Genomic DNA, 22,135 nt, shown 5'->3' on the forward strand with positions numbered 1-22,135 from the left:
ATGAAATACATCATCCGAACACTGCTGCTGGCATGCTGCTGCATGCAGGCACAAGCACAAGCTCCGTGGAAACCCGATACGGAACTGGAGAAACAATTACAGCAAAGCAATCATGTGCACCGCATAATGAAAGCTAATCCCGCACACGCCGGACTGACGCGGTGGGAAAAGAAAAAGGTATTGAAAAGCAGGGTACTCCCCCTGGCCGAAGATTTCGGCGCTCTGCGCCACACCGGACCCGGAACCATACATGTGGACCGTAAAGTCACTGTCTCAGGCAAAGGAAGTGTCCGTCTGGACACTCCTGCCTCCCTGGGCAAGAAGAATCCAACAAACCGGAATTACGCCACCCCGGAGATTATCCGTCCCCTCGACCGGGAAGACTTGCGGGAATACAACCGCTTTTCCGTTTGGGTATATGTGGATGCACCGGGCGTTTATCTGACCTTTGCCGGATTCACCCTATACAATGAAGGAGAGAAAATCATGCCGACTCCCGGACGCTTTGAAGGACAACACTTCGAGACTGTCTATCCCAACAAATGGCAGCACATCATATGGGAGATACCGGACCTATACCGTGACAGTGTCACCGGCTTTTCGGTAAACATCATGCTGGCAGGTGCTCCTGCAGGAGCCAGCGAACACATGAGCCTATACATAGACGACATGCGCATCGAAAAGGTAGAAGCGGAAAACAGCCGGGGATTCGACCTGCGAAAAGACGCAATGGCCTACTGCCACAGCGGATACAAGCCGGGAGCACGCAAGCAGGCTTTGGTGCAGCACATGCCGGAAAGGGCTTTCAGCCTGCACGATGCCGCCACGGGACAAACCGTTTATCAAGGTACGGCCAGTCCTCTGAATCAGGACAAGAAGCTGGACAAAGGATTTCTTGTACTGGACTTCAGCAGTTTCAATACGCCCGGACAATACTTCCTCTCCATCGGTGATGTACAATCAAAGCCTTTCCCCATCGGAAATGATGCCTACCTGTCTACCGCCTGGCACACGCTGAACTTCTTCTTTTCCGAACGTTGCGGTTTCGACCAGCCCGGCATTCATCAGGAATGCCATCAGGATGTATTCGCCTATCATCCCGACGGACGGAGCATGAGCATTGCCGGAGGATGGCACGATGCAGCCGACCTGACTCAAGGAACGGGAAATACAGCCGAATCGTGCATCGCCCTCCTCGAAATGGCCGGTGCCGTACAAGGCAAAGACAGTATCTTCTACGAACGCCTGCTGGAAGAGGCACGCTGGGGAGTGAACTGGATTCTGCGTACCCGCTTCGGTGACGGCTACCGACTGGGCGGACTGATTATCGGCATTTGGACAAAGAATATCCGTGGTGACAAAGACGACATGCAGACAGAAGCACGAAATACACCTACGGACAATCTGAAAGCCGCTTCCAGTTGCGCACTCGCCGCCCCTCATTTTGAAAAGAAAGACCCGGTATTTGCACGGTGGTGCCGGAACAGTGCCATTGAGGATTTCCAATTCGCCATCGACCTGCTGGATACACAAAGGACGGAACAGAACGAAACCGAACTTTATGCCCTTTCCACCGTCACAGCCATGCGTTTGTACCGCCTTACACAAGATGTTTACTATCTGGACTGGGCAACCCGGCTGGCACGTACCGTCATGGCAGGCCAACAGTTGGAAAAGCGTACCGACTGGAAAATCCCCCTGCGAGGTTTCTTCTATGAATCTTCCCGGAAAAAGCGTATTCTGGCCTATTATCACCAAAGCCAAGAGCACTTGATGGCCGAAGGACTCTCGATGCTACTGACAGATGCCCCCACCCATCCGGACGCCCCGTTGTGGCAGGCATCTTGTGAAGCCTATGCAGACTATCTACGCGGGGTTTCACAACTGATTGAGCCGTATGGCATACTGCCAAGCGCCGTATACGAGGTGGATAATACCGATTATAAGAATCTGTACCATGAAGGCGAGCAGGTAGGGCTTCCCAGTCTGGAAGAATACAATGCACAAGTGCGCAACGGTATCCCTCTCTCAAAGAATTTCTACCTGCGCCGTTTCCCCGTTGCCTACCAGTTCAGGGGATTCCACGCTGTTGTCATGGGTAAAGCCAAAGCAGCCTTTATTCTTGCACGCCTATTCAACGACAAAGCGTTAAGGGATATTGCAACCCGCCAGATAGAGTATATATTGGGCTACAACCCTTTTGCCATGAGTACCGTTTATGGAGACGGATATGACTACCCGCCACTTTACGGAGCCTATGCCGGAGATGTGGTGGGAGCTGTACCCGTAGGAATCGAAACATTCGAAAATGAGGACGAGCCCTACTTCCCGATGCAAAACAACTGCACTTACAAGGAAATCTGGACACACACCACCGCACACCTAATGTGGTGCGTAGCAGAACTGTTCAAATAAACAGTTCATTATACCGCTAAAAAAAGCTCCGGAGTTGAAGGTTCCGGAGCTTTTTCTCTGTTTTTATGTGACGGACAGTTATGCCTTTTTCAATGCTGCAATACTTTCCTTGAGAGATTTGATGATACTTTCAGCATCTGCCTGCTTCTTGCGTTCCATCTCAAGAACGGCGGCAGGAGCATTATTCACAAACTTCTCGTTACCCAGTTTCTTCAGCACGCCTTGCAGGAATCCTTCCTTGTGCTTCAGTTCAGCCTCCATACGGGCTATCTCGGCTTCCATAAACAAAGTCCCATATGCTTCTAAGGGTATTACAAATTCTATTGTCCCCACCATAAATGCAACAGATGCGTCGGCCTTGTTCTCCACTACATCGATTGACGAGAGATTACACATTTTCGTGATAACCGCATTGAATGCCACAACCGGATTCTCACCGATAACCTGCAACTCAAGTGCCTCTTTTTGGGCGATGTTCTTCTGCAAACGGATGGAACGGATATTGCTGATAACCTCTTTCACCACTTCAAACTCCCGGATGATATCCTCATCTACCAATGCCGACATTGACAACGGGCTTACCATCAAGCTCTCACCGTCTGTACGGTCGCAAAGATGCTGCCACAACTCCTCTGTAATAAATGGCATGAACGGATGGAGCAGATGCAACAAGTTATCAAAGAAACCGATAGTTGCTTCATACACTTTCCGGTTGATGGGCTGGCCGTATGCCGGTTTAATCATTTCCAGATACCAGGAAGAGAATTCGTCCCAGAACAGTTTGTAAACAGCCATCAGCGCTTCACTCAAACGGTACTTGCTGAACAAATCAGCCACTTCGGCAGCCACTTCATTCTGCTTGGCCTCAAACCAGCGTATTGCCAGTTCTGAAGCTTCCGGTACCGGAACTTCCGCACTGACTTCCCAACCTTTAATCAGACGGAAAGCGTTCCATATCTTATTATTGAAGTTACGTCCTTGCTCACACAGTGCATCGTCAAAGAGGATGTCATTGCCAGCAGGAGCTGAAAGCATCATGCCCATACGTACACCATCGGCACCGTATTTCTCAATCAAATCCAGCGGGTCGGGAGAATTACCCAACGACTTGGACATCTTACGTCCCAGCTTGTCACGGACAATACCCGTAAAATAAACATTCTGGAACGGCATCTTACCTTCATATTCATAGCCTGCCATAATCATACGGGCTACCCAGAAGAAGATAATGTCCGGACCGGTCACCAAGTCGCTGGTAGGATAATAGTAGTTTATCTCCTCGTTACCCGGATTGTTGATACCGTCAAACAAAGAGATGGGCCACAACCAGGAGGAGAACCAAGTATCCAGGCAGTCCTCATCCTGACGAAGGTCTTCCAGTTTAAGGTCTGCATTACCCGTTTTCTCTTTTGCCAATGCCAAGGCTTCTTCGGGAGTGGCAGCCACTACATAACCACCTTCCGGCAAAAAATAAGCAGGAATGCGATGCCCCCACCACAACTGGCGGCTGATACACCAGTCCTTGATATTTTCCAACCAGTTCTTGTACGTATTCTTATATTTGGCAGGATAGAACTTCAACTCATCATTCATCACCGGCGGCAAAGCCATGTCGGCAAAGTGCTGCATCTTCAGGAACCATTGCATGGAAAGCTTCGGTTCGATGGGCACGTTGGTACGTTCGGAGAAACCTACCTTGTTGGTATAGGCTTCCACTTTCTCCAACAGACCGGCAGCAGCCAGGTCCTTCTCAATCTGCTCGCGCACATCGAAACGGTCCATACCGATATACAAGCCGGCAGCTTCACTAAGCGTTCCGTTATCATTGAAGATGTCGATGCTCGGCAGATTGTACTTCTCACCCAGCATGTAGTCGTTCACATCGTGGGCAGGAGTTACCTTCAGACAACCGGTACCGAACTCTATATCTACGTAATCGTCCTCGATAACCGGAATAACACGTCCTACCAACGGAACAATCACCTTCTTACCCTTCAACCAGGTATTCTTGGGGTCATTCGGATTGATGCACATGGCTGTATCTCCCATGATGGTTTCAGGGCGGGTGGTAGCAACCACTGCATAACGTCCTTCGGGGTCACCTTCTACCATATACTTCAGATAGTACAGCTTGCTGTGCTCTTCTTTGTAGATTACTTCCTCGTCACTAAGTGCGGTCAGTGCCTTAGGGTCCCAGTTCACCATGCGGACACCACGATAAATCAGACCTTTGTTATACAAGTCAACAAAAACCTTGAGCACGCTTTCACTGCGTTTCTCATCCATAGTAAAAGCTGTACGATCCCAATCGCAAGAAGCACCCAGCTTGCGGAGCTGCTTCAAGATGATGCCGCCATGTTCGTCAGTCCATTCCCAGGCATGCTTCAAGAACTCGTCGCGGGTAAGGTCTGTCTTCTTGATGCCTTGTGCGGCAAGTTTGTTCACCACCTTGGCCTCGGTAGCAATGGATGCATGGTCGGTTCCCGGCACCCAGCAGGCATTCTTGCCTTCCATGCGGGCACGGCGTACCAGAATATCTTGTATGGTATTATTAAGCATGTGTCCCATGTGCAACACACCGGTGACGTTTGGAGGCGGAATGACGACGGTGTAAGGCTCACGACCATCGGGTTTCGAACTGAATAATTTGTGGTCCAACCAATACTGGTACCACTTTCCCTCCACGTCAGCGGGATTGTACTTACTTGCTAATTCCATGTTTTTAAATCTCTATAATTAATTTATTGCGAATAACGGGCGCAAAATTAATGAATTAAAATTTAAATATATATTTTTGTCCCTACAAAACAGTATATAAAATGAGGGGGAAGCTAAAAATCCGATATATCATATTAATTGTATTACTGTCTGTCGTATGGGCAACGCAGCTCATTCCAAGCTTGGGAGAAGTGTATGCACAGTCCGTATATCCGGTAATTTCCCATATCCTGTCCTCCTTTTCAAAACTCATACCTTTTGCCGTAGGCGACTTGTTCATTTTCCTCAGCATCATCGGGCTCCTCTTCAATCCCATCAGGGCACGCTATATCCAGAAGAAGAAGTGGAAACAGATTCTGCTGAACGAAATGGAATACTTGCTGTGGATATATGCATGGTTCTATCTGGCATGGGGACTGAACTACTCACAGAAAGATTTCTATGGCAGGACAAACATTCCTTATACTGCCTATACTCCCGAAATCTTTCAGTCATTTGTAGACAACTATATAGACAAGCTGAATGCTTCCTATACAGATGTCACCTCCATTGACGAACCATTGGTCTGCCGGGAAAGCGTACACGGATACAACCAAATCAGCGATACGCTGGGGATACATCGCCCTCCCCACTCCTCTCCGCGCGTGAAGACCATGCTTTTCACTCCGTTCATTTCCATGGTCGGTGTTACGGGAAGCATGGGACCTTTCTTCTGCGAATTCACGCTGAACGGCGATTTGCTTCCACCACAATATCCTGCTACTTATGCCCACGAGCTGGCACACTTTTTAGGCATCACCAGCGAGGCAGAAGCCAACTTCTACGCTTACCAGGTCTGCACCCGTTCGCAGGTGAAAGAGATTCGTTTCAGTGGGTATTTCTCCGTACTCCCACATGTGCTGGGCAATGCCCGCCGACTGATGAGCGAAGAAGAATACGCAGAACTTTTCAACCGGATACGTCCTGAAATCATAGAACTGGCCCAAAAGAACCAGCAATACTGGATGGAGAAATACAGTCCGCTCATCGGAGACATCCAGAACTTTATCTACGACTTGTACCTTAAAGGAAACAAGATTCAAAGCGGACGCAAGAACTATTCGGAAGTAATAGGCTTGCTTATCTCATACGAAGAATGGAAAAACTAAATTTCAAAATCATGCATACAAGAAAAGAACAGATGGAAGCCTTCGGCCGCTTCCTCGACATACTCGACGAGCTGCGCGAGAAATGTCCCTGGGACCGCAAGCAGACCAACGAAAGCCTGCGCCCCAATACCATCGAAGAGACTTATGAACTTTGTGACGCCCTGATACGCGATGACAAGAATGACATCTGCAAAGAGCTGGGCGATGTGCTGCTGCATGTGGCTTTTTATGCAAAGATAGGCTCCGAAACCGGTGATTTCGATATGAAAGACGTATGCGACCGTCTTTGTGAGAAACTTATTTTCCGCCATCCCCATGTCTTCGGCGATGTAAAGGCCGAAACCGCAGGCCAGGTTTCTGAAAACTGGGAACAGCTAAAATTGAAGGAAAAAGATGGGAACAAAACAGTGCTGAGCGGTGTACCCGCTGCCCTACCCTCGCTCATCAAGGCCTACCGCATCCAGGACAAGGCACGCAATGTAGGATTCGACTGGGAGGAACGCGAGCAAGTGTGGGATAAGGTAAAAGAAGAAATCCAAGAATTCCAGGCTGAAGTCGCCCACATGGATAAAGAAAAGGCTGAAGCTGAATTCGGCGATGTCATGTTCAGCCTCATCAACGCTGCCCGCCTCTACAAAATCAATCCGGACAATGCGCTGGAACAGACCAACCAGAAGTTCATCAACCGCTTCAACTATGTAGAAGCGCACAGCATCAAGGAGGGCAAAAACCTCCATGACATGACGCTGGAGGAGATGGATAAGCTATGGAACGAAGCGAAAGCATTGGAAAAAGAAAGCAAACAAGATGATTCTTCTAAAGGTCAGGTTTAGCTGGCTAAAGCAAAGGTTTAGGGAACTAAAGTAGAGGTTTAGCCAGGCTAAAGCGAGGTATCTATCATTAACAAAAGAAGGTTGCTCACATCATTGTGGCAACCTTCCTTATTTGTATTCATTCACTATTCATCTTTTTCCTTGTGTTTTTCGTGGAGAAGCATCCCCCTTTTTATGCATGCCTTTCAGTAATTCACGGTGGAAACGCATTTCAGCCCTTTGCACCAGATAAATCTTTTTACAAGGCAATATTTTCTTGAACTTATCAAAGTAGGTCTTGTCCAACCGGTCAGAAGCGATACGGGCATCATATACACCTTCCATAATTTCCTCATACTGGGCTTCGGTTGTTTTTTCATCTTTCCCTTGTCGAAGCAACTTCCAAGCCTCGTCATTTAGCTGCTTTTTCCGGTCCTGCAATTCAAAATACAATGGGAAGAACTTGGCTGCCTCCTCACTCGTCAGTCCGGCTTTCTCCGTTATAAACGCTTTTTGTTTGGCACGAAACTCTTCAGGTGACAGATGCTGGTCACATCCATCGCTAGCCCAAAGCAGAGGCATAATGCCACATATCATAACCAATAAAACAATTAGTTTCTTCATTTTTAAATAGTTGAGTGTTGTTACCTTATTCTGCATCAGAGTCTGCCAAATAAACATACAATGAATAATCATCCAGCATGGAATTCTCTACAGCCATATTAATATATTCCATTTCTGTTTCCGTATCATCAGCAGCCATACGCTCTACAGATGGAGTATGCTCCGAAGAAGCTACACGGATAATCAATGCCGCACCTATAAACATGGCGGTCATATACAACCAAGGCCTTACCTTCTGCCACATTGTAGGCTCTGTCTGCACAGCAATGAGTTTCTCTTTTTCGGGAAGCCGGTTCATTACCTCTGAAGTAAGATTCTCAAAGTAGCCTTCAGGAACGCGGAAAGGATTTTCCGTCCCTATCTTTTTCTGTATTTTATCTTCTTCTTTCATAAGCTTTCTCCTTTCTGTTTAATTAGACATTGTTTTGTGGCAAAGGTTTAATACTCCTCACCCAAAAACTTTTCTATTTTCTTCACGGCATGGTGATAGGAAGCCTTCAAGGCACCTACGGAAGTACCAAATATATCGGACATCTCTTCGTATTTCATTTCCTGGTAATACTTCAGATTAAACACCATACGTTGTTTTTCCGGCAAGGCAAGCAAGGCTTTTTGCAAAGCCATCTCTGCTTTATCACCGGAGAAGTAAGGATCACTTTCAAGCTTTTGAAGTGCATCTGCCTCGGGGTCATCCAAAGAGACTGTGGAAGCAGCCCGTTGTTTGTTCAGAAAAGTGAGGCATTCATTCAAGGCTATGCGATAGAGCCAGGTAGAGAGTTTAGCCTCTGCCCTGAAATAATCTATATTAATCCATGCTTTAATGAAAGTATTCTGAAGTAAATCATTGGCATCTTCATGAGAGAGGACCATACGACGAATCTGCCAATACAACTGCTCGCTATATTGGGTAACAATCATCTCAAATCCCCGCTTTTGTGTGCTTTCTTCTTGTAGAAGAGCCAACACTTCGCGTTCATTATAGGAAGGAGTCATAAATTTCTATTCGCATTTGTTGTTTTAGACTGCCAAAGATACGAAAAGTTTAATTCATACCGATACACAAAGTGTTTCTTTGGCAAGCTGAGTATCCGGAAAAATAGCGGATGCTTCTTGAAGCAAGACATTTTCATCTTCGTATCGTGCCGAAAAATGTCCTATCAACAACTTCTTCACCTCAGCCCTCCTGGCTATTTCGGCCGCTTGTGCAGCAGTTGTATGAAATGTTTCTTTGGCACGTGGCGCATCCTCATTCGCAAATGTCGCCTCATGAAAAAGTAAATCAACCCCTTTTATCTGCTCCACGATAGAAGGAAGATAGATGGTATCCGAGCAATAGGCATAACTGCGGGACGGAGCAGAAGGGCGGGTCAACAAGTTGTTGGAAACAGTTTTTCCCTCCGATGTCACGTAATCGGCCCCATTCTTTATACGATTCAATTCGTATACCGGCACTTGGTAGAAATCGACCATTTCACGGATAATATGGTTAGGACACCGCTTTTCTGCAAACAAAAAACCACAACACGGCATACGATGACGCAAAGGAATGGTAGTAACCGTCAACGAACGGTCTTCATAAATCAGCATCGGTTCTTTCGTATCAAACTCATGGAAAAGGACCTTGTACGTCATCTGCCTATTAAAAAAATCCAGCATAGGTGTCAGTAATGTTTCCAGCCCTTTGGGAGAATGGATATGCAACTCTGCTGTACGTCCTAAAAGGTTAAGTGTAGAAATCAGTCCTAATAAGCCAAAACAATGGTCTCCATGCAAGTGAGAGATAAAAATATGATTCAAACGTGAAAACTTCAGATGTGATTTACGGAACTGCAACTGCGCCCCTTCCCCACAATCAATCATAAACAACTTGTCGCGCACGTTCACAATTTGAGACGTAGGGAAATGACGCGTTGTGGGTAAAGCGGAACCACAACCAAGAATATGTAACTCAAATTTTTCCATTCCAAACCTTCCGAACTGATTTCTACTCCTTGATTTATAGAAGAGCCTTTATCTCTGAAACTCCAAAAGATATTTCAAAAGTTTCTCCGGATTTATTCCCTTTATACAGATAGCCCACCCCTTTATCACACTTCACACATACTTCCAAGAACATGCGCAAGGCTGGATCGGAGGAGTTCAAAGAGTTCTTCACATTTGCCTTCATCTGTTCGGCATTTTCCTTCAAAGCAGACATCTGTACTACAGATTCGTCAATCGTATAATGATAAAGCACCTTATCCGACTCGATTGTCAGTTTATTGAGCATAGTGGCTTCATCCACCTGCATCGGGCACGATACGTTGGTCATCTTCACTTGCTCTTCCAGTTTCTTCTCGTCACTGCTGTCGGCAGATGCACCACCACCATTCAATATATCTTTCAAGTCCTGAGTAGTCAGATAACATTCCACTTCGTTACCGGATGTCTTTCCTTTATATATGAACTTTATACCGGAATCAGTACCGACAACCAAATCCAGCATCTCTTTAATAGACCCTTGTGGATTACCGAACATAACAGTCACAGCAGACTTCATTGCATCAGGATTCTCTTTCAAAGCGTCTATATTGAGGAAACTTTCATTCATAAGCAGTACATATACCACATCCGACCCATCAAAAGTAATACTGGATATTTCGCCGGAAGCTCCCATATCCATGGGACATTGTTTGTTGGCTGCTGCGATAGCCAGCTTGAGTTTAGACTTCTGGCCGCATGCGGTTAGTAACATCAGCGACAGGCAAGTGAACAACACCATCTTCCCTGCATTTTTGAACATGTTTTTCATAATAAATGAAAATTAAATTATTGAATATTTCTATGATTGCAAAAGTAACCACCCTGCAAAGATAAACATTTATGGAAAAACCATCCTTAATTCCATAAAATTCTATTGACAAATCATAAAAAAGAAGGGCACTTGTTTGCGCAAGTACCCTTCCTTCATTTATAGAACGGAGTAATTATTTCTTTCCAGCTTCCATCTGTTCCTTCAAGGCAGCCAAAGCATCAATGTCACCCAGAGTAGTAGATGCAGCCTGGTTTTGGATAGCAGGAGCAACGTCTTCTCTCTTACCGGTTGACTTCTTAGTAGCAGCCTTCTTTTCAGCTCTTTCTTCTGCCTTTGCAGCATCTTCGAAGATACGGCTGTGAGAAAGGATGATACGCTTAGCGTCCTTGTTGAACTCAATTACCTTGAATTCAAGCTTCTCGTCCAACTGAGCTTGTGATCCGTCTTCCTTAACGAGGTGCTTCGGAGTAGCGAAGCCTTCTACACCATAAGGCAGAGCAACTACAGCACCCTTATCCAGCATTTCGATGATAGTACCTTCGTGTACAGAACCTACTGTAAATACAGTTTCGAATACATCCCAGGGATTTTCTTCGAGTTGCTTGTGGCCAAGGCTCAAGCGACGGTTTTCCTTGTCGATTTCCAGAACTTGTACGTCGATGTCTGCACCAATCTGAGTGAATTCAGACGGATGTTTAACCTTCTTCGTCCAAGACAGGTCAGAGATGTGAATCAAGCCGTCAACACCTTCTTCGATTTCAACGAATACGCCGAAGTTAGTGAAGTTGCGAACTTTTGCAGTGTGCTTGCTGCCGATAGGATACTTCTCTTCGATAGTTTCCCAAGGATCAGACTTCAGCTGCTTGATACCCAAAGACATCTTACGCTCTTCGCGGTCCAAAGTCAGGACTACTGCCTCAACTTCGTCACCTACCTTCATGAAGTCTTGTGCAGAACGCAAGTGCTGTGACCAAGACATTTCAGATACGTGAATCAGACCTTCAACACCCGGAGCGATTTCGATGAATGCACCGTAGTCAGCCATAACTACAACTTTACCCTTCACGTGGTCGCCAACCTTCAGGTTAGCATCCAGTGCATCCCAAGGATGCGGAGTGAGTTGCTTCAAGCCGAGAGCGATACGCTTCTTCTCATCATCGAAGTCAAGGATAACGACGTTGAGTTTCTGGTCGAGTTCAACCACTTCTTTCGGATCGCTAACACGGCCCCAAGAAAGGTCTGTAATGTGAATCAAACCATCTACGCCACCCAAGTCGATAAATACACCATAGGAAGTGATATTCTTAACGGTACCTTCGAGAACTTGTCCTTTTTCGAGTTTACCGATGATTTCCTTCTTCTGTTGTTCCAGTTCGGCTTCGATAAGAGCCTTGTGGGAAACAACCACATTCTTGAATTCCTGGTTGATCTTAACAACCTTGAATTCCATAGTTTTGCCAACGAATACATCGTAGTCGCGGATAGGCTTCACGTCGATTTGAGAACCCGGCAAGAAAGCTTCGATGCCGAATACGTCTACAATCATACCACCCTTTGTGCGGCACTTGATGTAACCCTTGATAATTTCTTCGTTTTCCAAAGCTGCGTTTACGCGATCCCAAGAACGGGTAGCACGAGCTTTACGGTGAGACAGAACGAGCTGTCCTTTCTTGTCTTCCTGATTTTCGATGTATACCTCAACAGTATCACCAACCTTCAGCTCAGGATTGTAACGGAATTCACTCATCGGAATGATACCGTCTGATTTGTAACCGATGTTCACAACTACTTCACGCTTGTTCATTGCGATTACGGTTCCATCAACTACCTCGCGGTCGTTAACCTTGTTCAACGTATTGTCATACGCCTTTTCCAGTTCTTCGTGGCTTGCACTGGCTACTGATTCGCCGTTCTCATAAGCATCCCAGTTGAAGTCTTCAATAGGAGCTACATTCTTTAAATTTTCCATTAATAAATAAATTGTTTAACTCGTTAATTAAGTGAGACTTTATGTTGACTCATTGTAAATCGGGCGCAAAGATAGAAGTATTTTCTTGAACTACAAAACAAAAAGCATTCAAAACAGCAGTGGAATAATCAATTAAAGAATAAAAAAAATGTTACCTTTGCATCGTTTCATTTATACATAATCTCAATAATTTATCATGAAAAAGATAATCGCATGCATTTCCATCATTTGCTATACATTATTATGTTATAGCCAAAATCAGACAACGGACAACAACTACCGTACGCAAAAGAACATTTCCTATCTTCATCCCGGCGAAAAAGACAGTTATAAGCTGGAGCGTTGCAAGCTCGACCTCCATTATCCTACTGATAAAAAAGGATTTGCCACCCTTATCTGGTTCCACGGCGGAGGACTGGAAGCCGGAGAAAAACATTTTCCGAAGGAGTTCCTGGAGCAAGGCTACGCCGTGATAGCCGTAAACTACCGACTCAGCCCGCGTGCCCAAAATCCTGCCTACACGGAAGATGCCGCAGAGGCCGTTGCTTGGACTTTCGAGAATATAGAAGAATTCGGAGGAGATAAAGACAAAATATACATAGCCGGTCATTCAGCCGGTGGTTATCTCTGTCTGATGCTCAATCTGGACAAGAGTTACCTGGCAAAGTGGAATATTGATGCCAACAGCCTGGCAGGCGCTTTCCCCATCAGCGGACAGACCACCACTCATTATACCATCCGCAAAGAACGCGGACTGCCTTCCGACACTCCGATTATAGATAAATATGCTCCTTCCAATAACGTAAGAAAAGACGCTTCACCCATGATACTTATCACTGGCGACAAAGAGTTGGAGATGCTGGCACGCTATGAGGAAAACGCCCATTTATATGCCCTCCTCAAAGCATTGGGACAAAAAACCACCCTCTATCAGATGGAGGGATTTGACCACGGTACGGTGGCCGCTCCCGCATGTACCTTGATAAACAGCTATATGAAGAAGGCAGGCAAGAAGTAACCACTACCCTTGCCTTTCTTTTATATATGCCAATGCCGCTCCTATTGCTGTTCTATATTCAGCATAGGGCGGTATATGAAAATGTACATGATAGATGGCTTCCATTTTAGAAAACACCTCCCGGCACTGGGGCAGTTGGGTGAGATTTCCTATCAGAACGAAATCCTTGATAGGACTGTTCAAAGCTGACAGTACAGCAGCTCCTCCAATGGTTTGAAGTACCGTATAAATTATACCGCAGGCAATATCTTCTTGAGAAGCATTGCTATCTGCTTTCCCGAAAAGAGAGGCGGTAGCACTCACTGGCAAGTCAGGCAAAGCAGTGTTGCAAATATCACCTATCTGCAAGTTGACACGAGTTACATCCCCTTTCTCAGCCAACTCGGACACCTGATGAATATCATGAGTTTTCAACAGCAACCTCGATAATCCCTGCAAGGTACCTCCACCAATCCCCAAGCCGCCAATATGCTGCACCTTGTCTCCGTCTATTTTCACAAAAGAAGTGCCGGTACCCATGCTGACTACAATCAGTTGGTCTATATCCGTTGCATGTCTGGCTCCCAAACCATTGGCAATAAACTCATCCGTTTTGCGAGTAGGCAGTCCATATAGAGGGCTGTTGACAAATGCGCTTCCCACTCCCGTCAGCATCACCTGCTCCACATCGGCCAGCTGTATACCATTGTCATAAATATACTTACCGAATGCTCCGAATAAGGAAGTCACCGGGTCGGTAGCCGTAATAAACATTGGAGACTGTATCTGTTCTCCATTGATTCCAACGATTTTCGTGGTACTTCCACCCACATCTATTCCTATTACTATACCCATAGCTCCAAGCAATTTGCAGCAAAGTTACAAAAGAATCAATAATTGACAATTGATTAATGTGATAATGTGCCAATATGCTAATTGGCTGCGCTATGTTTATGCTACGCCATCACGCCCTGGTCATTGACACATTGGCACATTAATCACATTACCACATTGCTATCTGTTAAACAGTTCGAAGGTAAATTTGCAACCTATTTCCTGATACTTCCAGTTTGCAAAGCTGGCAAACAAGCCAAAGTCAAATATATGTGTACCAATGCCATACCCTACTTCCAGATAAGGTTTCAAGTGAGGAACCACCAATGCATTCAGATACAGACGTTCATTCAATACATATTGGGTATATTTCATCAGATGGCGGAGCAGGAGGAAAGGCGCTTCATAGGTAAGGTGTCCGCGGATATATTTACGGGAAGAGTTATACCAGCGGCCGTCCAGCAACTGGAACACCCCGCCAATATCATCACTCCAACCCATAGGAAGATTGGAACGCCGCAAATTGGCAAAGTCCACAAAGTACAGTTCCTTCTGATTGGTAAACTCTCCCCAACCAAAACGCCAATAAATATCACGCATCAAGCCCAAAGAAACCTGATGCTGCAAATCAATCTCTACACGCTCGTACGAACCACTGCTCTGCAACACTCCACTGAGTCCCCGCTCCCAATCTACTGAGATGGAAGGATACTTGGAATGAAGATTTACTTTACGGTCGCCATTCATATAATAGTATTGTCCCGGAGTCCAGGTGAGGCGGACGCGGGGAGCAAAACTATTATAGGTATGGCGGAACTTGTTCAGGATATTCGGGTCAAAATTCGGAAAGAAGGATGAACCTCCGGAACCGGCACGGGTGGCCGACTTGGTAGGCGGCATGCTCGGGTAGTTCAGTTCAAACCGGGAGCGGTTCACTTCCGTACGTCTGTGCATGGATACACCCACTTCCAGCGACAGACCGTTTACTATTTCCCAGCTATGACGCAGATTCAGATACAAATCTTTGAAATAATCCAAGTGTATCTGGTTGAAGTCAAAAATACTGTCGGGGATGGCTTTCAGGTCGTCCAGCACATCACTGCTGTAAATCCGGTTACCGTTACCAAACTCCAGATGCAATGCTGCACGCTTACGGGGCCAATAATCAAAATCGGACCTCACCCTCCAGTAAAACTCTTTTTCCTTAAAATTATAACCTATCCGGGGAACGATGCGCAGCAGGCGATCACCGGTAAAAATACGGTTGTACTTGAACTCCTGCCGATACGAAATTCCATGCTTGCCGCTATAGCTCAAAAGAAAAGGATTGATTAGTGGTGAACAGCGCACACTCCCCAATTTATCAAGGTCTACCGTATAGCGACTGATCAATGCATCTCCAATCTGCCCCCAAAACTCCAAGTTCTTATTCACCGGTTTCTTTTTCCGGGCGAGCGTATCCCGACGCAAGAAGAAATCCTGATACAGTGTCTCCTCATGCGGAGTCAAAGGAATGGGACGCAAAGTTTTAAAGTAAGCAGTATCACGTAGATAAGCATTCGTATCAGTACGCAACGTGTATGAATCGGACAAGTCATATTTACTTTTCTTCACCGACCTCCGTATATCACTGCCAGAAGTTTTCTGAATGATGTTCTTATAATCGAGTACAGCTTCATAAGTGCCATCTACCACATTTCCCAAAAAACGAAACGTTGCATCCACATCATACTGCAACGGAAGAAATTCGTCCGAATCGCCCACATTACCCATCTTCACCAGATTATTGAACCGCACCATCTCATTACGTCCGGAAAAACGCATCTCGCGTACACTCCACACGTTATCACTCACAATCAGATAACCGCCCACCAGCTGAAAGCTTTTGCTTTTTGGCATAAAACGGATTTTATACTGAAGGGCATGCCGTTCCCCCATCACCGTATCAATCCGATAGGTATAATATTTTTTGGCATTGGGTGCTAAAGGAGAGAGTAGTTTGTCATATAATAAGGTAGAAGAATAGATGTTGATGTGAAAATATTCCGGCAGCCGTCCGTCCATTTCCCAAAACTCGGAAGCAGTACCGACACTTGCCTTTACCTTCTGGTCATAGATGTCGGGAGCAGTAAAATGCAAATCGCTATAAGTTTCCATCATATATTCCCGCACCCCTTTCTTGGGCCGGAACATGGAAGGGATGTAGCGGAGAATATGATTCTTCTTACGGATATTCACCCAGCCCTTTATGTAAAGCTCAGCCTTATAACTTTCAATAATACGTTCATAAAGGGGGGCAAAGAAGATGACTTTCTCCATGATGGAGTCTGCCGAACTCACATGTTTGTCAACCGGATAAGATACACGCTCCGCCCCTGCCTTCTGTACAAAAGAAAACAAGAAGCAAATCCAAATCCATATAAACAACAAACGTTTCAACCGCAATTTCTCCTTATAGAATCGGGACAAATATACGGAAGAATTTGTGTAATGCAAAAACATGTTCCATAAAGAAGCGGGAATGACACTTGTGACACCCTTTATTATAAAACATATGTTACGCGCGAGAGACAATAATACACAAGCACACATAGTTTGTGCGAGATAAATACGAACCTATATTAATTGTTATAAAAAGGGTGCCACAAGTGTCATGTACAGAATGATTCGTAATTGTGACACATGAAAATTACTAATCACGACGCACTAAGATTACTAATCGTGATGCGGAAAGATTACTAATCATGGCATGTAACAAACGCAAGCTTTTGGTCGTTTTTCCATAACAAGCAGACTTTTTAGGGGGTCTATTCTCAAAAAACACTAATATTTTCGAGAATACCCCCTAAAAAAGAGGGGGTAGTTCAGAAAAAACATGTATTTTTGCGCCCAACAACCAATAAAAGGAGAGACTTATATGTCAAAAATGCGATTTTTTGCTTTGCAAGAACTTGCCAATCGGCAACCTCTTGAAGTGACCACCCCTTCAAACAAACTGTCCGACTACTACGGCAGCCATGTCTTCGACCGTAAGAAAATGCAGGAATACCTGCCTCGTGAAGCCTACAAAGCCGTGACCGACGCCATCGAAAAAGGCACTCCCATCAACCGCGAAATGGCAGACCTGATTGCCAACGGCATGAAAAGTTGGGCAAAGTCCCTCAACGTCACCCACTACACGCACTGGTTCCAGCCTCTGACGGACGGAACAGCCGAGAAACATGACGGCTTCATCGAATTCGGAGAAGGAACGGAAGTGATTGAACGTTTTTCCGGCAAACTGCTCATCCAGCAGGAACCGGATGCATCCTCTTTCCCCAACGGAGGTATCAGAAACACATTCGAAGCACGAGGATATACTGCTTGGGATGTTTCCTCACCTGCCTTTGTGGTAGATACCACACTTTGCATCCCCACTATCTTCATCTCTTATACCGGCGAAGCGCTCGACTACAAGACTCCATTGCTCAAAGCCTTGGCAGCCGTAGACAAAGCAGCGACAGACGTATGCCAGTTGTTCGACAAGAATATCACACGCGTTTATACCAATTTAGGCTGGGAACAAGAATATTTCCTCGTCGACTCGGCACTGTACAATGCCCGCCCGGACCTTTGTCTGACCGGACGTACCCTGATGGGACACTCCTCGGCCAAAGACCAGCAGCTGGAGGACCACTATTTCGGCTCCATCCCCCCACGTGTCACAGCTTTTATGAAAGAACTGGAAATCGAATGTCACAAACTGGGTATCCCGGTCAAGACCCGCCATAACGAAGTAGCTCCCAACCAGTTTGAGCTGGCGCCTATCTTTGAGAATGCCAACCTTGCCAACGACCACAACCAGCTTGTGATGGATCTGATGAAACGCATCGCACGCAAGCATCACTTCGCCGTACTGCTTCACGAAAAACCCTACAACGGCGTGAACGGCTCCGGCAAGCACAACAACTGGTCGCTTTGCACCGATACGGGTATCAATTTGTTTGCACCGGGCAAGAATCCGAAAGGGAACATGCTGTTCCTTACCTTCCTGGTAAACGTACTGATGATGGTATACAAAAACCAGAACTTGCTGCGCGCCTCCATCATGAGTGCCGGAAACAGCCACCGTCTGGGAGCCAATGAAGCGCCTCCCGCCATTCTGTCCATCTTCCTGGGCAAACAGCTGTCTTCCATCCTCGACGAGATAGCCCGCCAGATAAGCAGCAGCAAGATGACATCGGAAGAAAAGACAACACTGAAATTAGGCATCGGACGTATTCCCGAAATATTACTGGATACCACCGACCGTAACCGTACTTCTCCATTCGCCTTTACCGGCAACCGCTTTGAGTTCCGTGCCGCAGGTTCATCTGCCAACTGCGCTGCCGCCATGATTGCCATCAATGCGGCTATGGCCAATCAGCTGAACGAGTTCAAAGTATCCATCGACAAACTGATGGAAGAAGGGGTCGGCAAGGATGAAGCCATCTTCCGCATTATGAAAGAGACCATCATCGCCTCCGAGCCTATCCGCTTTGAGGGTGACGGCTACTCCGAACAATGGAAGCAGGAAGCTGCACGCCGTGGGCTGACCAACATCTGCCACGTTCCCGAAGCCTTGATGCACTACATGGATAACCAGTCCCGTTCCGTACTCATCGGCGAACGTATCTTCAACGAAACGGAGCTTGCCTGCCGCCTGGAAGTAGAACTGGAGAAATACACCATGAAGGTACAGATAGAAAGCCGTGTGCTGGGCGACCTTGCCATCAACCACATCGTACCGACTGCCGTTATCTACCAAAACCGTCTGCTGGAAAATCTCCGTGGCCTGCGCGAGACCTTCTCTCCCGAAGAATACGAAGTCCTCAGTGCCGACCGGAAAGAGCTTGTACGCGAAATTTCCAAGCGCGTAACAGCCATCAAGGTACAAGTACGCGAAATGACCGAAGCCCGCAAAGTAGCCAACCACATGGATAACTACAAAGACAAGGCTTTCGCTTACGAAGAAACCGTACGCCCTTATCTGGAAAGTATCCGTGACCACATCGACCACCTTGAGATGGAAATTGATGATGAAATCTGGCCGCTTCCGAAATATAGGGAGCTGCTGTTTACAAAGTAGGCCTCTCCCTAGCCCCTCCCCCGCAGGGAGGGGGATAGAGATACTACGATAAACAATTAAGTTACTACGATTTACGATTTGACGGTTTACGGTTGGAGTTACTCATACAATCATAAACCCACCTGCTAATGAGCAGTTGTTTAACAATACAAACTTCAATCGTAAATCGTCTAATCGTAAATATATAGATTTTCCTTTATCTCCCCCCTACGACATCTTTTTGTCATATTTGTGCAATATTTAATTTTTTCTTTTTACATTTGTGCTGTATAACACAGTTTTGCAGCAGTTATGGTAAAAGTAAACTTGTCTGATATTAATGTTCCGGAGTTGATTGCAGATATATGGTCTCCCTTGAATGACGAACAGCGGGAATTCCTCGCCAACCACTTCACACTCCAGAACTACAAAAAAAACGAAGTCATCCATTGCGAAGGCGAGACACCTACGCATTTGATGTGTCTGCTGAGTGGAAAGGTCAAAATCTATAAAGACGGAGTCGGTGGTAGAAGCCAGATTATCCGTATGATTAAACCTGTCGAATATTTCGGTTACCGCCCTTACTTTGCAAAAACAGACTATGTCACGGCAGCATCTGCATTCGAGCCGTCTCTTGTTTGCCAAATCCCCATGACTGCCTTGATGACTCTGCTCACACAAAACAACGACCTTGCCATGTTCTTCATCAAGCAATTGTCCGTTGACTTGGGCATTGCCGATGAACGCACTGTAAACCTGACGCAGAAACATATCCGCGGAAGACTCGCAGAATCCCTACTATTCCTCAAAGAAAGTTATGGTTTGGAGGAAGACGGCTCCACCTTGAGTATCTATCTCTCGCGTGAAGATCTGGCCAATTTGTCAAACATGACCACTTCCAACGCCATACGTACGTTGTCACAGTTTGCCACAGAACGGTTAATCACCATCGACGGGCGTAAAATCAAAATCATAGACGAAGAAAAGCTGAAGAAAATCAGCAAGATAGGATAAGGAATAAGTGACAAGGGATAAGCGATTAGGGGTTAGCATAATAAAAACACATTGTTGTCATCCTAACCCCTAATCACTAATCACTAAATCAGTCCTTTCGCAGACAAATATCTTTCCGCTTCAATGGCTGCCTGGCAACCAGTTCCGGCAGCGGTGATGGCTTGACGATAGTGAGGATCAGCAACGTCTCCGGCGGCGAATACGCCCGGCACTTTCGTACGCGGTGTTCCCGGCTCGGTGACGATATAACCTACTTCGTCCGTATCTACATAAGGTTTGAAAATATCTGAGTTGGGTTTATGGCCGATAGCCAGGAAGAAACCGTCAATAGCTACATCATAGCGCTTCTCATCAGGTTCACCCATACGCTGTACCAAATGTACACCTTCCACACCGTTCTCTCCAAACAAACCTACGGCATTATGTTCGAACAGTACTTCAATCTTGTCATGCTTCATCACACGCTCCTGCATAATCTTGGAAGCGCGAAGATAAGGTTTGCGGACAATCAGATAAACCTTGGCAGCCAGTCCGGCAAGGTAAACAGCTTCCTCGCAGGCAGTATCTCCACCCCCTACAACAGCTACCGTTTTCTTGCGGTAGAAGAAACCGTCACAAGTGGCACAAGCGCTGACACCCATTCCCGCATATTTCTTTTCATCCTCCAGCCCCAGATACTTCGCAGCGGCACCTGTAGCAATAATCAGCGTTTCAGCCTCAATCATCTTTTCGTCATCAATCGTAATCTTGTAAGGTGCTTCAGCAAGATTGGCTGCGGTAGCAACTCCATAACGCAAATCTGCACCAAAACGTTCGGCTTGCTTCCGCAGGTCTTCCATTAATTCCGGACCTCCGATACCTTGGGGATAACCGGGGAAATTCTCCACATCAGTAGTGGTTGTCAACTGGCCACCGGGCTGCAATCCTGCATAAAGTACCGGTGAAAGATTGGCACGGCCTGCATAAATAGCGGCAGTATAGCCGGCAGGACCCGAACCGACAATCAGACATTTTACTTTTTCTGTTTCCATCATTATATTATTTACTATTTGACTATTTACAATTTACTATTTAGCGCATGTCGATGACTTCAGCCGTGGGATAGGCTTTTTTGTCAAAGACAAAGAAACTATCCGGATAGGATTGTCCGGTCTGGTAGTTATTAATAAGGATAGTAGTCATATACTTACTCCCCCGTGGTGCCAAGTCCACTTGATGCAGACGATACGTATCCTTTGTCACAAACAGATAGACACTTTCAGGGTCTTTCCTCTTGTCGGCAGCAGTCATGGTGATGTAATAAACAGACTTGTCTTGCTTACCACCGACACTGCTCAACTTCAATCTGTATCCCTGCTTGTAGAGGGACAACCAAGCATACGGATTAAGAGTCTGCAATTCCTCCTGCGTAGGTTCCGATACATTCACCTCATCTGCCGAAGCCACATAGCTCCACTGCGTATGTCCGTCAAACCAAGTCTTCATTCCCTCAGTCTCAACCACAAACTTCTCACCTTCCAGATAGAGAACTCCCGCATAAGAGCCCTGTTGTTCGTTCACGGTAAACGCCAGCTTCACCCCTCCCGCTTTCCGAAAGGCTTCGGCTGTACGCTCCAATATATTCTTGGCATCCGGTTGTTGTGCCGACATCGGCACAGCAAACAACAGCAATAGCACACCAAGTAAAAGCTTATCAAATTTCATCATTCTATAAATAACCATTC

General features: G+C 46.1%; 17 protein-coding genes. 6 read left to right on the plus strand and 11 right to left on the minus strand.

Annotated features, from left to right (window positions below; all coding sequences use genetic code 11):
• Entirely contained in the window at positions 1-2,415 is a 2,415-nt protein-coding gene (locus EYA81_RS03685) for a glycoside hydrolase family 9 protein (RefSeq protein WP_131225374.1), read from the plus strand.
• Positions 2,416-2,493: 78 nt separating this feature from the next.
• Here the strand turns inward: EYA81_RS03685 and EYA81_RS03690 are convergent, their stop codons facing one another.
• Positions 2,494-5,133 carry a valine--tRNA ligase gene (locus EYA81_RS03690; protein WP_118273933.1) on the minus strand — a complete coding sequence of 880 codons (2,640 nt, stop codon included), beginning with the start codon at positions 5,131-5,133 and terminating at the stop codon, positions 2,494-2,496.
• A 101-nt stretch (positions 5,134-5,234) separates the two neighbouring features.
• Between EYA81_RS03690 and EYA81_RS03695 the strand changes: the two genes are divergently transcribed.
• Positions 5,235-6,281, plus strand: coding sequence for a DUF3810 domain-containing protein (locus EYA81_RS03695; protein WP_117588457.1), 1,047 nt, complete (start codon positions 5,235-5,237; stop codon positions 6,279-6,281).
• A gap of 8 nt (positions 6,282-6,289) precedes the next feature.
• Entirely contained in the window at positions 6,290-7,114 is an 825-nt protein-coding gene (mazG, locus tag EYA81_RS03700) for a nucleoside triphosphate pyrophosphohydrolase (protein ID WP_035449333.1), read from the plus strand.
• A 129-nt stretch (positions 7,115-7,243) separates the two neighbouring features.
• On the opposite strand, the gene EYA81_RS03705 is transcribed toward mazG, so the two are convergent.
• The 6 genes from EYA81_RS03705 to rpsA all read right to left on the minus strand — a co-directional run bounded on the left by EYA81_RS03705 (position 7,244) and on the right by rpsA (position 12,480).
• Positions 7,244-7,717: a hypothetical protein gene (locus EYA81_RS03705; RefSeq protein ID WP_035449335.1), complete on the minus strand. Its 474-nt coding sequence runs from the start codon at positions 7,715-7,717 to the stop codon at positions 7,244-7,246.
• A 25-nt stretch (positions 7,718-7,742) separates the two neighbouring features.
• Positions 7,743-8,108 (minus strand): hypothetical protein, encoded by a 366-nt coding sequence (locus EYA81_RS03710; RefSeq protein ID WP_005831990.1) that lies wholly within the window; start codon positions 8,106-8,108, stop codon positions 7,743-7,745.
• 47 nt (positions 8,109-8,155) lie between these two features.
• Positions 8,156-8,710, minus strand: a complete 555-nt coding sequence (locus EYA81_RS03715; protein ID WP_005831992.1) for an RNA polymerase sigma factor — start codon at positions 8,708-8,710, stop codon at positions 8,156-8,158.
• Positions 8,711-8,764: 54 nt separating this feature from the next.
• Positions 8,765-9,679 (minus strand): ribonuclease Z, encoded by a 915-nt coding sequence (locus EYA81_RS03720; protein ID WP_117680910.1) that lies wholly within the window; start codon positions 9,677-9,679, stop codon positions 8,765-8,767.
• Between the two features lie 34 nt (positions 9,680-9,713).
• Positions 9,714-10,508, minus strand: coding sequence for a hypothetical protein (locus EYA81_RS03725; protein ID WP_057097779.1), 795 nt, complete (start codon positions 10,506-10,508; stop codon positions 9,714-9,716).
• 175 nt (positions 10,509-10,683) lie between these two features.
• Positions 10,684-12,480, minus strand: coding sequence for a 30S ribosomal protein S1 (rpsA, locus tag EYA81_RS03730; protein WP_005831997.1), 1,797 nt, complete (start codon positions 12,478-12,480; stop codon positions 10,684-10,686).
• A gap of 196 nt (positions 12,481-12,676) precedes the next feature.
• Between rpsA and EYA81_RS03735 the strand changes: the two genes are divergently transcribed.
• Positions 12,677-13,498, plus strand: coding sequence for an alpha/beta hydrolase (locus tag EYA81_RS03735; RefSeq protein WP_005832910.1), 822 nt, complete (start codon positions 12,677-12,679; stop codon positions 13,496-13,498).
• A 3-nt stretch (positions 13,499-13,501) separates the two neighbouring features.
• Here the strand turns inward: EYA81_RS03735 and coaW are convergent, their stop codons facing one another.
• Together coaW and EYA81_RS03745 are read right to left on the minus strand one after the other, a co-directional pair.
• Complete coding sequence (coaW, locus tag EYA81_RS03740; RefSeq protein WP_005832001.1) at positions 13,502-14,332, minus strand: type II pantothenate kinase; 831 nt, start codon at positions 14,330-14,332, stop codon at positions 13,502-13,504.
• Positions 14,333-14,491: 159 nt separating this feature from the next.
• On the minus strand, positions 14,492-16,813 hold the full coding sequence (locus EYA81_RS03745) for a DUF5686 family protein (RefSeq protein WP_034522728.1): 2,322 nt from the start codon (positions 16,811-16,813) through the stop codon (positions 14,492-14,494).
• Between the two features lie 415 nt (positions 16,814-17,228).
• On the opposite strand from EYA81_RS03745, the gene EYA81_RS03750 reads away from it, so the two are divergent.
• Both EYA81_RS03750 and EYA81_RS03755 read left to right on the plus strand, forming a co-directional pair.
• A complete protein-coding gene (locus EYA81_RS03750) occupies positions 17,229-19,418 on the plus strand; it encodes a glutamine synthetase III (RefSeq protein WP_005832915.1) in 2,190 nt (729 codons plus the stop codon).
• A 291-nt stretch (positions 19,419-19,709) separates the two neighbouring features.
• Entirely contained in the window at positions 19,710-20,411 is a 702-nt protein-coding gene (locus EYA81_RS03755; RefSeq protein WP_005832010.1) for a Crp/Fnr family transcriptional regulator, read from the plus strand.
• An 83-nt stretch (positions 20,412-20,494) separates the two neighbouring features.
• Here the strand turns inward: EYA81_RS03755 and trxB are convergent, their stop codons facing one another.
• Complete coding sequence (gene trxB, locus EYA81_RS03760; protein WP_008665210.1) at positions 20,495-21,445, minus strand: thioredoxin-disulfide reductase; 951 nt, start codon at positions 21,443-21,445, stop codon at positions 20,495-20,497.
• Positions 21,446-21,482: 37 nt separating this feature from the next.
• Positions 21,483-22,133 carry a LolA-like putative outer membrane lipoprotein chaperone gene (locus EYA81_RS03765; protein WP_081028736.1) on the minus strand — a complete coding sequence of 217 codons (651 nt, stop codon included), beginning with the start codon at positions 22,131-22,133 and terminating at the stop codon, positions 21,483-21,485.
• Positions 22,134-22,135: the final 2 nt, after the last annotated feature.

Origin of the sequence: Bacteroides sp. A1C1, assembly GCF_004328515.1 — a bacterium.
In the GTDB taxonomy this organism is placed as follows: domain Bacteria; phylum Bacteroidota; class Bacteroidia; order Bacteroidales; family Bacteroidaceae; genus Bacteroides; species Bacteroides uniformis.

Coding starts and splice junctions, on each gene's coding strand:
- EYA81_RS03695 (WP_117588457.1), top strand. CDS start 5,235: ATGAGGGGGAAGCTAAAAATCCGATATATCATATTAATTGTATTACTG.
- EYA81_RS03705 (WP_035449335.1), bottom strand. CDS start 7,717: ATGAAGAAACTAATTGTTTTATTGGTTATGATATGTGGCATTATGCCT.
- EYA81_RS03765 (WP_081028736.1), bottom strand. CDS start 22,133: ATGGTTATTTATAGAATGATGAAATTTGATAAGCTTTTACTTGGTGTG.
- EYA81_RS03690 (WP_118273933.1), bottom strand. CDS start 5,133: ATGGAATTAGCAAGTAAGTACAATCCCGCTGACGTGGAGGGAAAGTGG.
- EYA81_RS03685 (WP_131225374.1), top strand. CDS start 1: ATGAAATACATCATCCGAACACTGCTGCTGGCATGCTGCTGCATGCAG.
- EYA81_RS03745 (WP_034522728.1), bottom strand. CDS start 16,813: ATGTTTTTGCATTACACAAATTCTTCCGTATATTTGTCCCGATTCTAT.
- EYA81_RS03710 (WP_005831990.1), bottom strand. CDS start 8,108: ATGAAAGAAGAAGATAAAATACAGAAAAAGATAGGGACGGAAAATCCT.
- trxB (WP_008665210.1), bottom strand. CDS start 21,445: ATGATGGAAACAGAAAAAGTAAAATGTCTGATTGTCGGTTCGGGTCCT.
- EYA81_RS03735 (WP_005832910.1), top strand. CDS start 12,677: ATGAAAAAGATAATCGCATGCATTTCCATCATTTGCTATACATTATTA.
- EYA81_RS03725 (WP_057097779.1), bottom strand. CDS start 10,508: ATGAAAAACATGTTCAAAAATGCAGGGAAGATGGTGTTGTTCACTTGC.
- rpsA (WP_005831997.1), bottom strand. CDS start 12,480: ATGGAAAATTTAAAGAATGTAGCTCCTATTGAAGACTTCAACTGGGAT.
- EYA81_RS03720 (WP_117680910.1), bottom strand. CDS start 9,679: ATGGAAAAATTTGAGTTACATATTCTTGGTTGTGGTTCCGCTTTACCC.
- EYA81_RS03755 (WP_005832010.1), top strand. CDS start 19,710: ATGGTAAAAGTAAACTTGTCTGATATTAATGTTCCGGAGTTGATTGCA.
- coaW (WP_005832001.1), bottom strand. CDS start 14,332: ATGGGTATAGTAATAGGAATAGATGTGGGTGGAAGTACCACGAAAATC.
- EYA81_RS03715 (WP_005831992.1), bottom strand. CDS start 8,710: ATGACTCCTTCCTATAATGAACGCGAAGTGTTGGCTCTTCTACAAGAA.
- EYA81_RS03750 (WP_005832915.1), top strand. CDS start 17,229: ATGTCAAAAATGCGATTTTTTGCTTTGCAAGAACTTGCCAATCGGCAA.